General features: G+C 32.6%; 10 protein-coding genes. 5 read left to right on the top strand and 5 right to left on the bottom strand.

The window, feature by feature from the left end; translation table 11 throughout:
• Positions 1-29: 29 nt before the first annotated feature.
• The 3 genes from BM053_RS07205 to BM053_RS12120 form a co-directional block, all read right to left on the bottom strand.
• Positions 30-707 (bottom strand): head GIN domain-containing protein, encoded by a 678-nt coding sequence (locus BM053_RS07205; RefSeq protein ID WP_091475680.1) that lies wholly within the window; start codon positions 705-707, stop codon positions 30-32.
• A gap of 6 nt (positions 708-713) precedes the next feature.
• Complete coding sequence (gene rnr / locus BM053_RS07200) at positions 714-2,891, bottom strand: ribonuclease R (protein ID WP_091475677.1); 2,178 nt, start codon at positions 2,889-2,891, stop codon at positions 714-716.
• Positions 2,892-3,520: 629 nt separating this feature from the next.
• A complete protein-coding gene (locus tag BM053_RS12120; protein WP_143076473.1) occupies positions 3,521-4,999 on the bottom strand; it encodes a T9SS type A sorting domain-containing protein in 1,479 nt (492 codons plus the stop codon).
• 126 nt (positions 5,000-5,125) lie between these two features.
• Between BM053_RS12120 and rpiB the strand changes: the two genes are divergently transcribed.
• The 4 genes from rpiB to BM053_RS07175 all read left to right on the top strand — a co-directional run bounded on the left by rpiB (position 5,126) and on the right by BM053_RS07175 (position 10,357).
• Positions 5,126-5,554: a ribose 5-phosphate isomerase B gene (gene rpiB / locus BM053_RS07190; RefSeq protein ID WP_091475674.1), complete on the top strand. Its 429-nt coding sequence runs from the start codon at positions 5,126-5,128 to the stop codon at positions 5,552-5,554.
• A 36-nt stretch (positions 5,555-5,590) separates the two neighbouring features.
• Positions 5,591-5,842, top strand: a complete 252-nt coding sequence (locus BM053_RS07185; protein ID WP_091475672.1) for a hypothetical protein — start codon at positions 5,591-5,593, stop codon at positions 5,840-5,842.
• Positions 5,843-5,844: 2 nt separating this feature from the next.
• Positions 5,845-6,744, top strand: a complete 900-nt coding sequence (locus BM053_RS07180) for a cation diffusion facilitator family transporter (RefSeq protein WP_091475669.1) — start codon at positions 5,845-5,847, stop codon at positions 6,742-6,744.
• Between the two features lie 166 nt (positions 6,745-6,910).
• Positions 6,911-10,357, top strand: coding sequence for a pyruvate carboxylase (locus tag BM053_RS07175; protein WP_091475666.1), 3,447 nt, complete (start codon positions 6,911-6,913; stop codon positions 10,355-10,357).
• Between the two features lie 64 nt (positions 10,358-10,421).
• On the opposite strand, the gene BM053_RS07170 is transcribed toward BM053_RS07175, so the two are convergent.
• Entirely contained in the window at positions 10,422-10,685 is a 264-nt protein-coding gene (locus tag BM053_RS07170) for a DUF1294 domain-containing protein (RefSeq protein WP_091475664.1), read from the bottom strand.
• 67 nt (positions 10,686-10,752) lie between these two features.
• On the opposite strand from BM053_RS07170, the gene BM053_RS07165 reads away from it, so the two are divergent.
• Positions 10,753-12,879 carry a Tex family protein gene (locus BM053_RS07165; RefSeq protein WP_091475660.1) on the top strand — a complete coding sequence of 709 codons (2,127 nt, stop codon included), beginning with the start codon at positions 10,753-10,755 and terminating at the stop codon, positions 12,877-12,879.
• A gap of 59 nt (positions 12,880-12,938) precedes the next feature.
• On the opposite strand, the gene BM053_RS07160 is transcribed toward BM053_RS07165, so the two are convergent.
• Positions 12,939-14,490 (bottom strand): T9SS type A sorting domain-containing protein (locus BM053_RS07160; protein WP_143076472.1); only part of this gene is annotated, 1,552 nt, incomplete at its 5' end.

Below are 14,490 nucleotides of genomic sequence, written 5' to 3'. Positions count from 1 at the left end.
CGCAAGTTAAAATTTAAATTTTAAAATAACTATCGTTTGCTTATTATGATACTTCCTCCTAAAATTGTTTTCTCATCTACTTGTTTTGGATTACCGTAAATAGTTATTGTTCCGCCGGCTTTTACCTTTGCATCTACATAATCTGTTGCGGTAAAATCTGCATCGCCACCAGCAGTTATTGATACTGTTGCTTGAGATGTTGTACAGTTTTTTGCTTGCAAAGCTCCTGCTGTATTTAGTATTGCTTCTAAATTTTGAGTGGTTCCTTCTAATTTTATAACCGAACCTTGCATCGATTTTACTGATATTTTTTTGGAAGAAATGTTAACTTTTATCTGAGATCCTTCTTTCGCAATGAGATTAAAATTTGTCGCAGAAAGTACCGAATCGCAAGAAATATAACTTCCTTCATTTGCTTCAAGTGCTTCTAAATTTTTAAAATAAACTTTTGCAACAATATCATTTCCTTTTAATGCTTTTGATAAAGACATTCTTATTTTTAATTCATTTTTGATAGTTATAATTTCTACTTCATTAGCTAAATCTCCTGAAATTTCTATTTTATTTTCAGTTGAATCTATTTTTATTAACTGAACCGAAATTTTATCAAAAGCGGTTACTTTAGTAAAATCGCCAAGGTTTTTAGTTACTTGAGCTGAGATTACATTGGCTAAAATGAAAAATGAAATTATAAATAGTTTTCTCATACTTAATTACTCTTTTCTTCTTAAGAAATTAAAATCTAATTGTTTCTTCACTAAATCGGCATTTTTTACTTTAACCCAAACTTCGTCACCTAATTGTAATAAAGATTTAGAAATTTCGCCAACCAAAGCATATTGTTTTTCATCGAAAGTGTAATAATCGTCTTTTATATCACGAATACGAACCATTCCTTCGCATTTATTTTCGATGATTTCTACATAAATTCCCCATTCAGTCACGCCAGAAATTACACCCAAAAACTCCTGATCTTGATGATTTTGCATATATTTTACTTGCATATATTTTATAGAATCACGTTCGGCATTGGTTGCTAAACCTTCCATATTTGATGTATGCTGGCATTTTGTTTCGTACGTTTCCTCGTCGACAGATTTTCCTCCATCTAAATAAAATTGCAATAATCTATGAACCATAACGTCTGGATAACGACGAATTGGTGAAGTAAAATGAGAATAATAATCGAAAGCTAAACCGTAATGACCAATATTATCTGTCGAATATTTAGCTTTACTCATCGTTCGAATCGCTAAAGTATCAATAAGATTTTGCTCTTTTTTTCCGTTTACTTCTTCCATTAAAGCGTTTAGAGATTTAGAGATTTCGCCACCTCTAAAATCTATTTTATAACCAAATTTTGCAATTACAGCTTGCATTGCAAATAATTTATCTTCATTTGGTTCGTCGTGAATTCTGTAAATAAAGGTTTTCTTTTGTTTACCAATATATTCAGCCACTTTTCTGTTGGCTAATAACATGAATTCTTCGATAAGATGATTGGCATCTTTAGAAACTTTAAAAAAGACACCTTCTGGTTCTCCGTCTTCGCTTAAATTGAATTTTACTTCTACTTTATCAAAAGAAATAGCTCCGTCATTCATACGTTTGCGACGCATAATTTTTGCTAAATCATCTAATTTTAATGTTGCAGCTACAATTTCATCCGAAACTACATAAGAACTTCCTGTAATTGAAGTTTCGATAGGAATAGTATTGTCTTTGGTTTCTATGATATATTGCGCTTCTTCGTAAGCAAAACGTTGGTTCGAATTGATTACTGTTCTTCCAAACCATTGGTTAACAACGTTTGTTTTTTCATCAATTTCAAAAATAGCTGAAAACGTATATTTTTCTTCATTTGGTCGTAATGAACAAGCAAAATTTGATAAAACTTCTGGCAACATTGGTACAACTCTATCAACTAAATAAACTGATGTTGCACGTTGATACGCTTCGTCATCTAGAATTGTTCCTTCTTGAAGATAATGAGAAACATCGGCAATGTGAATTCCTATTTCGTAGTTTCCGTTTTCTAATTTTTTGAACGAAAGTGCATCATCAAAATCTTTAGCATCTTTTGGATCGATAGTAAAAGTTAATGTATCTCGCATATCGCGACGTTTTGCAATTTCGCTTTCTTGTATTGAAGTATCTATTTTTTGGGCAAAAACTTCTATTTCTACAGGGAATTCTGCTGGTAAACCATATTCTGCTAAAATTGCATGAATTTCGGTATCGTGTTCTCCTGGTTTTCCTAAAACTTTAATAACTGATCCAAAAGGAGAATCGGCTTTTTTAGGCCAATCTTCGATATGAACTAAAACGACATCACCTTGTTCTGCTTCTCCAATTTTTGCTAACGGAATAAAAATATCCGTATACATTTTAGGATTTGCAGTGCTTACAAAGGCAAAATTCTTCTGAATATCTATTACACCTACAAAATCGGTTTTGGCTCGTTCTACGACTTCTATAACTTCTCCTTCAGGACGTTTTCCTTTTCTTCGGTTATAGACGTAAACTTTTACAATGTCTTTATCTAAAGCGTGATTTAAGTTATTGGTTGGAATAAATACATCTTCTCCGAAATCAGGACAGATAAAATAAGCTGTTTTTCGAGAAGTCATGTCTATTTTTCCTTCGTAATAGTCTTGTGAAATGGCTTTTACAAGATATTTTCCTGGTTCGGTTTCAATAATAACTTTTTGTGAAGCTAGAATTTTTAAATCCTTAATAATTTCATTTCTACTTTTAGTATCATCTAATTCTAAAACAGCACATATTTGTTTATAATTAAACGGTTTATTGGCATTTTGTGATAGTATTTTTAATATTTTCTCAGAGAACGTTTTCTCTTTTTTTCCAAACTTTTTTGGCATTTTACTCATAATTCATTTTTATAAAGTTGAAATTTACGAATAAGATATTAGATTTCAGAATTTAGAATTCAGTTTTAAAGAAAATATAACTTTTAGATTTTTTTAAAGTTGTCAACATTTATTAAATATTACAAAAAGAAAATTTAAATTTAAATAATTTATTAATGGTTATGATAGCGTGTTAATAGTTACTATAACTTTAATTTTATTTGCTGTCATATTTGAGTTGTATGATTTTATAATGACTTATCAACATGTTTTTAAATAGTTAAAATGTTGATTTTAAACTTATTTTAAAAAGCTATTAACAACTGTTAATAATTAAAAAATTATACTTTTTGTAAATAAGATTTTCGTGAAATTTTGTTGATAAACTACTTTTTTATAATGATAAGTTTCATAAAAAAACACCAAACTAAATTAGGATTTTGATTCTCGGTTTTGGATTACAATTTAAATTTAAACTTCCAAAAAAAACTTCTAAAATTCTTTCTAAAGTTGTCAACAAAAGTTGTTAAGTTAGCGTTAACTGAATATCAAGGAATTGCGTTTGGTTGTTAACAATGTAAATTTTTAATGTTTTTTGTATAAAAAAAGCCGAGTATTTACTCGGCTTTTCCTTAAATTATTTTTTCAATTTATTGAATTACAATGGTTTTAGTTGCTTTTCCTTTATTGGTAATTATTTCAAAAAAGTAGCTTCCTTTTGCAAAACCAGTTACATTAATAATATTGTTTTTTTCGGTTTTAATGAATTGTCCTAACGTATTGTAAATAGTTACTTTTTCTAGTTGTAGGTTTTCCTGTAATGTAATGATTACTTTTTCTGAAGTAGGATTAGGGAATATTTTAAAATTCTCTAAAACAAAACTATCAGAAGATAAAATTGCAGATAAATTATATACACGAACATGACCAGAATCTGTACCGTTTCCATCATTTAATAAAGCTCCAATTGCTACTCTTGTTCCGTTAGATGATAATGACACTCCAAATCCAGAATAATCATCAGCAGCTTCACCATTAATATCTATCCCTCTTTGAATCCAATTAGTGCCATTGTATTGATAGATTCGGGTGCTTCCAGAACGGGTACCATTTCCGTTGTTTCGAGGAGCTCCAGCAGCTAATATTGTCCCATCAAAAGACAAACTTACGCTACTTCCTAAAGCGTCACCTGCAGCTTCTCCATAAATATTATTTCCTATTCGCACCCAGTTTGTGCCATTGTAACGATATACTTTAACTTGACCAGAATCAACACCATTACCATTATTAAATCGAGCTCCAACAGCTAAAGTAGTTCCGTCACCAGAAAAAGAAACATATCCAGAAAAATCACTTATTCCTTCTCCGTTAATATCGTTTCCCGTTTGTACCCAATTAGTTCCGTTATAGTCATATACTCTTACTTGTCCAGAACTCGATCCATTATCATCATTACCTGTTGCTCCAATTGCTAACCTTAAACCATTTGCCGCTATAGAAACTGATTCGCCAGAGAAATCTGCGTTTGCTTCTCCATAAATATTATTTCCCATTTGTACCCATTGACTTCCGTCATAATTGTAAACAACAACCCTTCCTATTCCATCTCCTGTCCCATCATGGTTTAAAGCGCCAATGGCTACAATTGTTCCGTCTGCAGAAAGAGCTGGAACAGAAAGATTTTCTGCGTGTGGTAAACCATCTATATCAGCACCTAATTGTACCCATTCAGTTCCATTATATGAATATATTCTAACATGTCCAGATGCAGGTGCGCTTTGACTATTTTGATTAGAGCCAATTGCAACAATATTTCCATCATCAGACAAACTAATTCCAATGCCAAATTGATCTACTGCCGCTTCCCCATCAAGATCAGCTCCTAATTTTATCCAATTAGTTCCGTTATAACGATATATTCTTGCGTGTCCTGAGCTATTACCATTTCCGTCGTTTTTATAAGCACCGATAGCTAATGTGGTACCATCGCGAGATATTGAAACACGAGAACCTGATTCGTCTCCCGCCAATTCTCCATTAATATCAGTACCTAATTGTGTTTGAGCGTTTAAAGAAGTAGTAAAGAAACTAAAAACGAATGATGCGATAAAAAGTAATTTTATTTTCATAAAAATTTAAATTAGCCGCAAAAATATAAAATTTATTGGCTTTAATACATCACAATTTAAACTTCGATAAGAACAGCTTCAATCTAAATACTTTCCTTAAATTTGTAATCACAAAACACAACTACAATGAAAATATCAATAGGAAATGACCACGCAGGACCAGATTACAAAAAAGCAATTGTTCAATTTTTAGAATCAAAAGGACATACTGTAACAAACCACGGAACAGATACTTTTGATAGTGTTGATTATCCGGATTTTGGACATAAAGTTGCTACCGATGTTTCTGAAGGAAAAGCCGATTTTGGTATTGTCATCTGTGGAAGCGGAAACGGAATTGCCATGTCAGCAAACAAACACCAAGGAATTCGTACCGCTTTGTGTTGGATAAAAGAAATTGCCGCCTTGGCTCGCCAACATAATGATGCCAATATTATAAGTATTCCTGCAAGATATACTTCGATTCAGCAAGCTATAGAAATGGTAGATGTTTTCTTAAACACCAATTTTGAAGGCGGAAGACACGCTACAAGAGTGGGAAAAATTAGTTGTTAAATAAAAAAATGTATTAATTTTAAATCAAATTAATTTATGACTGACAAAAAAGATTACTCAAATTTATCGCTAGAAGAGTTAGTATTAAAACAAACAGCTTTAACGAAGAGAAATAAAACATTTGTGATTATTTCAGTATTTTCAGTTGTATTTACCTTTTTTGCTATTTATAAAAAAAGTAGTGGTGCTATGCATGTTTTTTTAATATTGGGTTCTATGTTTTTTCTTGCTAATAACTCTACGGAATTAAAAAAAGTACAAATAGAAATTGAAAAAAGAAAAAATTAATTTTGTCACACAACCATTCACACCACGAAGTACAAGGTAAAAACCTTTTATTTTCGATAGTTTTAAATATTGTCATTACAGTAGCACAAGTTATTGGTGGCATTCTTTCGGGAAGTTTAGCTTTAATTTCTGATGCTTTGCATAATTTTTCCGATGTTTTGACTTTAATTTTTAGTTACATCGCCAATGTTTTATCAAGAAGAAAAGCCTCATTAGACCAAACTTTTGGTTACAAACGAGCAGAACTTATTGCGGCTTTTGTGAACTCGATTACCTTGATTGTGGTGGCGATATATTTAATTTTTGAAGCTTCACATCGATTTTCAAATCCACAAGAAATTAAATCTAATTTAGTGATTTGGATGTCCATTTTAGGGATTGTGATTAATGGTATTTCGGCATTAATGCTCAAAAAAGATGCAGACCATAATATAAATATAAAATCGGCATATATTCATCTTTTTACAGATATGATGGCTTCTGTCGCGGTTTTAATAGGAGGAATTCTGATGAAATTATATCAAATTTATTGGATAGACAGCGCTTTGACTCTCGCTATTGCACTTTATTTAATTTATGTTGGTTATGATTTACTGAAAGAATCTACAAAAATGTTGATGCTTTTTACACCATCCGATATTGATATTAAAGAATTGGTTCGCGAGGTTCACCAAATTTCGGGTGTAAACAAACTGCATCACATTCATGTTTGGCATCTTAACGATCACGAATTGCACCTCGAAGCACATTTAGATTGTTCGGAAGATATAAAAATGAGTGAATTCAATATTTTATTAGAGAAAATGGAAGCTGTTTTGTTAGAAAAATTCAATATTAACCACATTAATATTCAACCTGAATTTCAGAAAGAAGATTCTAAGGATTTTATCGTTCAGGATTAGTAAAATTATATAATTGACAATAATTAATCAAAAAAAGCATTTTTTATTGCGATATTATTTTTAATACCTATTTTTAGGTATAAATTATTTGCGTTTTTGAGCTTGTTTCTGTTTTTTTTGTAATTTAGTCAAAAATTAACACACACAACTCAATTTACTACTTCACATGACCGGAAATCTAACCATCAAAAAACTACTTGTTGCAAACAGGGGGGAAATTGCTATTCGCGTTTTACGAGCGGCTACAGAATTAAAAATCAACACAGTAGCTATTTATACTTATGAAGACAGGTATTCTTTGCACAGGTATAAAGCCGACCAAAGTTTCCAAATAGGAGACGAATCGGAGGCTTTAAAACCGTATCTAGATATCGAAGAAATTATCAATGTTGCCAAAGAGAATCAAGTAGATGCAATACATCCAGGTTATGGGTTTTTGTCAGAAAATGTAGATTTTGCAAGAAGATGTCTTGAAGAGGGAATCATTTTTGTAGGGCCACGTGTCGAAGTTATGCTCCAATTGGGAGATAAAGTTGCAGCCAAAAAAGTAGCAAGAGCAGTAGACGTTCCTTTAATTAAGGATTCTAAAATTCCACTAAATTCTGTAGAAGACGCCCTGTCTGAAGCAGCCGAAATAGGATATCCAGTTATGCTTAAAGCTGCGGCTGGAGGCGGAGGAAGAGGAATGCGCGTGGTTCATTCACCAGATATGATGGAAATGTCTTTTGGAAACGCAAAAAGCGAGGCGATAAAAGCATTTGGTGATGACACCATGTTTATCGAAAAATTTATAGACAATCCCAAACATATTGAAGTTCAAATCTTAGGAGATAATTATGGGAATATTGTGCATCTTTATGAACGAGATTGTTCGGTTCAGCGAAGATTTCAAAAAGTAATTGAGGTAGCGCCATCAATATTAAAACCAGAAACAAAAAAACGATTGTTCGATTATGCAGTAAAAATCGCCAAACACGTAAATTATAATAATGCAGGTACTGTCGAATTTTTAGTAGATAAAGAAGAAAATATTTATTTTATTGAAGTAAATCCAAGAATTCAGGTAGAACATACTATTACAGAAGAAATAACAGGAATAGATATTGTACGATCTCAAATTATTATTGCCGCAGGACATCCACTTACCCACAATCAGATATTTATTCACAGTCAAGATGATATAAAATGCAACGGATGGGCGATACAATGCAGAATCACAACCGAAGATCCACAGAATGATTTTAAACCAGATTACGGAACCATTATCGCTTACAGAAGCGCTGGCGGATACGGAATTCGTCTCGACGAAGGAAGTTGTTATTCGGGTGTTGTGGTTTCACCTTTTTTCGATTCAATGTTGGTCAAAGTTTCCTCGAGCGGAAGAACATTAAAAGGCGCTTCAGATCGTTTGCGTAGAACATTAGAAGAATTTAGAATTAGAGGCGTAAAAACAAACATTCCATTTCTTATCAATGTAATGTCTAACGATACTTTTAGAAGCGGAGAAACAACAGTCAATTTTATCCCAGACAATCCGCATTTACTTGTTCCAAGATATGAGTATTCTCAGGATAGAGGAACTAAACTAATAAAATATTTAGCCGAACTAAAAGTAAACGGTCATCCAGATATAAAAAACTATGATGCCAATAAAACTTTTAGAAAACCACTTATTCCAGCAATTACCAGTAAAGAATATCCAAAAGGAACAAAGGATTTACTAAACGAATTGGGTAGAGATAAATTTATTGAATATATAAAAAACGAAAAGAAAATATTTTATACCGATACTACTTTACGTGATGCACACCAATCGCTTTTTGCAACCCGACTAAGAAACCACGATATTCTTAAAGTTGCCGAAGGAATGGCAAAAAATTTTCCTCAATTATTCTCTATGGAAGTTTGGGGTGGCGCTACTTTTGATGTAACCATGCGTTTTCTACACGAAGACCCGTGGGAAAGATTAAGATTAATTAGAAAAGCAGCGCCAAACGTATTATTGCAAATGCTCTTTAGAGGAAGCAACGCTGTAGGATATGCCGCTTATCCAGACAATGTTTTAGAACAATTTATTATTAAAAGTGCCGAAAACGGGATTGATGTCTTTAGAATTTTCGATTCCCTAAACTGGATTGAAGGGATGCGACACAGTATTAAAATTGTTCGAGAAAAAACAAATGCCATTGCCGAAGCTTGTATTTGCTACACAGGAGATATATTAAACCCTGATCGACCAAAATTCAACTTGCAATATTATGTAGATTTAGCCAAAGAATTAGAAGCGGCGGGAGCTCATATGCTAGCTATTAAGGATATGGCGGGATTATTAAAACCTTATGCTGCCGAAGTGTTAATAAAAGAATTAAAGAAACATATTTCTATCCCAATTCATTTGCACACACACGACACATCATCTATTCAATCTACGACTTATCTAAAAGCGATTGAAGCAGGTGTCGATGTGGTCGATGTTGCTCTTGCTTCTATGAGCGGATTAACTTCACAACCAAATTTTAATTCACTAGTAGCTGCTTTACAAGGATCAGAAAGAGAAAATCCAATAGATTTAAAAAAATTAAATGAATATTCAAATTATTTTGAAGTCGTAAGAGAATATTATTATCCTTTTGAAAGCGAACTAAAAGCAGGAACGGCAGAAGTTTACAATCACGAAATCCCAGGCGGACAATATTCTAATCTGCTTCCGCAAGCTCGTGGTTTGGGATTGGAAGATAAATTTGAAACCATTAAACAAAATTATGTTGTAGTCAACGAGTTGTTTGGTGATATTGTAAAAGTCACACCGTCATCAAAAGTAGTTGGAGACATGGCTTTATTTATGACATCAAATAATCTGACGGCAAACGATGTGATGGAAAAAGGAGATACGCTTGCGTTTCCAGAATCGGTCAAACAATTATTTAGAGGCGATTTGGGACAACCTTTTGGGGGATTCCCTAAAGCACTTCAAAAAATAATATTAAAAGACGAAAAGCCTTATACTGAAAAGCCAAATGCACACCTAGAACCAGTTGATTTCAAATTAGAATTAAAAAAACTACACGAAAAATTTGATGATAAATTAACCACCGAAGATTTACTTTCTTACATCATGTTTCCTAAGGTTTTTAGTGATTTTTATGCATTTAGAAAACATTTCGGAAAAGTCGAAAAATTGGCAACACCAACCTTTTATTACCCTTTAAAACCGAACGAAGAAGTATTAGTAAATTTAGCTTGGGGAAAAAATCTCTTGATAAAATTTAGATACATGGGAGAGCCTAATGAGGAAGGATTTAGAGAAGTTTATTTCCAAATCAACGGACAAACTAGAAATGTTCTTGTAAAAGATAATGCAATAAAATCTACCAAAATAAGCAACATTAAAATTTCTGGATCCAATGATATTGGAGCACCGTTACAAGGAAAATTAGTAAAAATTATGGTAAATGAAAACGATGAAGTAAAGAAAAATACTCCTTTATTTGTTATTGAAGCCATGAAAATGGAAACCACAATTTGTTCCCTAAAGGACGGAATCATTTCTAAAATATTGCTAAAAGAAAACGCAATGATAGAGCAAGATGATTGTGTGTTGCAAGTAAATTAAATAGTTTTTATTCCTATAAAAAAGTTGCTTTGTAAAAAGCAACTTTTTTGTTTTTAGAAACAAACTAGGTGGTTTTTAATAAAAAAATAAATAAAATTTGAAGAACAATGACCCCAAAAAACTTCAATAAATAAGAGATTTTAGAAGTTTTATGTCTAAAGAAAAGCATCGCCAATCCGGAACCAATAACTCCGCCAAGAAGGACAATTAATAACAATGTTTTTTCAGCAATTCGATATTTATTCGCAACAGCCATTTTTTTATCATAACCAATTAGAAAAAATCCAATAATATTGATGATGAAAAAATAAATTAAAATAACAGTCATAATTTTTTTGAATAAGCGCAAAGGTATTATTTTTGGTAATTCTAATATTACAATCTAAAATTCCGCAATGACCAACATACAATTTATAGCCAAACAAGTTGCAACGACGCCAAAAAATATTGAAGCAACCGTAAAATTACTGGACGAAGATTGCACGATTCCCTTTATTTCTCGTTATCGAAAAGACACAACAGGAAATCTTGATGAGGTTTTTATCGAGCAAATTGCCAAGTTAAACAAGGAATATGATGTAATTGTAAAACGAAAAGAAGCTATTTTAAAAGCGATTACAGAACAAGGACAATTAACGGCAGAATTGAATAAAAAAATCTCTGAAAGTTTCGATTTACAAGAAATAGAAGATTTGTATTTACCATATAAAAAGAAGAAAAAAACCAAAGCCGATGTCGCTCGTGAAAATGGATTAGAACCATTAGCAAAAATCATCATGGATCAGAAAAATGATGATGTCGATTTTATAGCTACACAATATTTGAATGAAAATGTCATTAATGAAGAAGCTGCTCTGCAAGGCGCACGAGACATTATTGCCGAATGGATTAATGAAAACATATATGTTCGTAAACAACTCAGAAGATTATACGAACGAAAAGCTACTATAACAACAAAGGTTTCAAAAGCCAAAAAAGAAGAAGAAGCGGCACAAAAATTCAGTCAGTATTTCGATTGGAGTGAGAATTTAACAAAAGCAGCTTCACACAGATTACTCGCCATGCTTCGTGCAGAAAACGAAGGGTTTGTAAAACTAAAAATCGAAGTTGATCTAGATGAAGCTTATGATTTAATTGATGAAATTATCATCAAAAACAACAACAGTTCTGCCATTTCTCATGTTCAATTGGCTATTGAAGACAGTTACAAAAGATTGTTAACTCCAGCGATTTCGAACGAAGCTTTGCAAGAAGCTAAAGCCAAAGCTGATGCCAATTCTATTCAAGTTTTTGCCAATAATTTAGGACAACTTTTATTAGCGCCACCTTTGGGTGAAAAACGAATTTTAGCAATCGATCCAGGTTTTAGAAGTGGTTGTAAAGTAGTTTGTCTCGACGAAAAAGGGGATTTGTTGTACAACGAAACCATCTATCCGCACGCACCACAAAACGAAGATGCGATGGCGATGAAAAAAATTCGGTCGATGGTAAACGCTTATGCTATTGATGCAATTTCTATAGGAAACGGAACAGCGAGCCGAGAAACTGAGTTTTTTATCAAAAAAATTGCTTTTGATAAACCAGTTCAAGTCTTTATAGTTTCAGAAGCAGGTGCTTCGGTATATTCGGCATCAAAAATAGCAAGAGATGAATTTCCTAATTATGACGTTACCGTTCGTGGATCTGTTTCTATTGGAAGACGACTTTCGGATCCGTTGGCAGAATTGGTAAAAATAGATCCAAAAGCTATTGGAGTAGGACAATATCAGCACGATGTAGATCAAACAAAACTAAAAGAAGAACTAGATAATACGGTAATTCGTTGCGTAAATTCAGTAGGAATAAACATCAATACAGCCAGTAAACATTTGTTGAGTTATGTGTCTGGAATAGGCGAAAAACTAGCCGAAAATATTGTGCAATATCGTTCAGAAAACGGACCGTTTGAAGATAGAAAACAATTAAAAAAAGTACCACGATTGGGCGAAAAAGCCTACCAACAAGGCGTGGCTTTTATCAGAATTTCAAATGCGAAAAATCCGTTAGATAATTCGGCGGTGCATCCTGAAGCTTATGGAATTGTCGAGAAAATGGCAAAAGATTTAAAACTTTCTGTTCATGATTTAATTGCCAATAAAGAAAAAACCGCTCTAATAAAACCAGACAATTATATTACACCAGAAATAGGTTTATTAACCTTAAAAGATATTATAAAAGAGCTCGAAAAACCAGGTTTAGATCCGAGAAAATCGGCCAAAGTTTTCGAATTTGATCCCAATGTAAAAACCATAAAAGACCTTAGAACCGGAATGATTTTACCAGGAATTGTCAATAATATTACCAATTTTGGTTGTTTTGTAGATATTGGAACTAAGGAAAGCGGACTGGTTCATATCTCGCAACTCAAAGCAGGTTTTGTGAGCGATGTAAATGAAGTAGTCAAGTTACACCAACACGTTACCGTAAAAGTGACTGAAGTAGACGAAGATAGAAAACGCATTCAGTTGACGATGATTTTATAAAAACCTAAAAAAATTCCAATTATAAGTAGTTGGAATTTTTTTATTGGTAGTTTAAAAGTTTATTCTTTAATGAATTTTTTAGTTTCTTCTCCTTTTTCAGTTGTAACTTTAACCATATAAATCCCTGCCGAAAGATTACTTAAAGGAATTGTAGTACTTGCTGTTTCTTGTATTAGTTTTCCTTGTAAGTCGTGAATTTTTACAGCTGTAATTACATCATTGTCTAATGAATTTATGGTTAAAATATCCTTTACAGGGTTAGGATAAATTCCAAAACGATTTGAATCACTAAAATTTTCAGTAGCTAAAATTAAACCTGAATGCAATCCAATTAACATAGCCGATTGGTTATTACCTTGATAGGTTGTAAAATTACCTCCCACTAGTATTTTCCCATCGGTTTGTATAGTAATGGTAGAAACAAAATCATTAAACCCTGTTCCGGTGTTAAAAGTAGTATCTTTGGTTCCATCACTATTCAATCGGATAATTCCATTTTGGGTTACTCCTTGATAGGTTGTAAAACTACCTCCCACAAGTATTTTCCCATCGGATTGTATAGCAATGTCATCAACAATACTATTAAACCCTGTTCCAATATTAAAAGTAGAGTCTTTGCTTCCATCACTATTTAAACGTATAATATAATTTTGGGTTACTCCTTTATATGTTGTAAAATAACCTCCTACCAGTATTTTCCCATCGGGTTGTATAGCAATGGCAAAAACATAATTATTAAACCCTGTTCCTGTGTTAAAAGTAGTATCTTTCGTTCCATCGGTATTCAATCGGATAATTCTATTTTGGGTTACTCCTTTATATGTTGTAAAATTACCTCCCACAAGTATTTTCCCATCGGGTTGTATAGCAATGGCATAAACAGGATTATTAAACCCAGTTCCCGTGTTAAAAGTAGTATCTTTAGTGCCATCACTATTTAAACGGATAATTCTATTTTGGGTTACTCCTTGATAGGTTGTAAATAAACCTCCCACTAGTATTTTCCCATCGGATTGTATAGCAATGTCATCAACAACACTATTAAACCCTATTCCAGTAGTAAAAGTAGTATCTTTCGTTCCATCGGTATTCAATCGGATAATTCTATTTTGGGTTACTCCTTTATATGTTGTAAAATTACCTCCCACTAGTATTTTCCCATCGGGTTGAATAGAAATGTCATCAACACCAGCATTAAACCCTATTCCAGTAGTAAAAGTAGAGTCTTTGGTTCCATCACTACTTAAACGTATAATATAATTTTCTGTTCCACCATTATATGTTGTAAAATCACCTCCTAGCAAGATTTTCCCATCAGGTTGTACCGCAATAAGCTTAACATAATTATTAAACCCTGTTCCTGTGTTAAAAGTAGTATCTTTGGTTCCATCACTATTTAAACGGATAATATAATTTGTTACTCCAAAATCACCTCCTACTAGTATTTTCCCATCGGGTTGAATAGCAATAGAATTAACAGCATTATTAAACTCTGTTCCAGTAATAAAAGTAGAGCCTTTGGTTCCATCACTATTTAAACGGATAATTTTATTTTCTGTTCCACCATTATATGTTGTAAAATCACCTCCTACCAGTATTTTCCCGTCGGGT

Origin of the sequence: Flavobacterium swingsii (assembly GCF_900111965.1) — a bacterium.
Lineage (GTDB): Bacteria > Bacteroidota > Bacteroidia > Flavobacteriales > Flavobacteriaceae > Flavobacterium > Flavobacterium swingsii.
The sequence above is the reverse complement of the archived record's forward strand: the minus strand, read 5'-3'. Positions and strand labels throughout refer to the sequence as shown.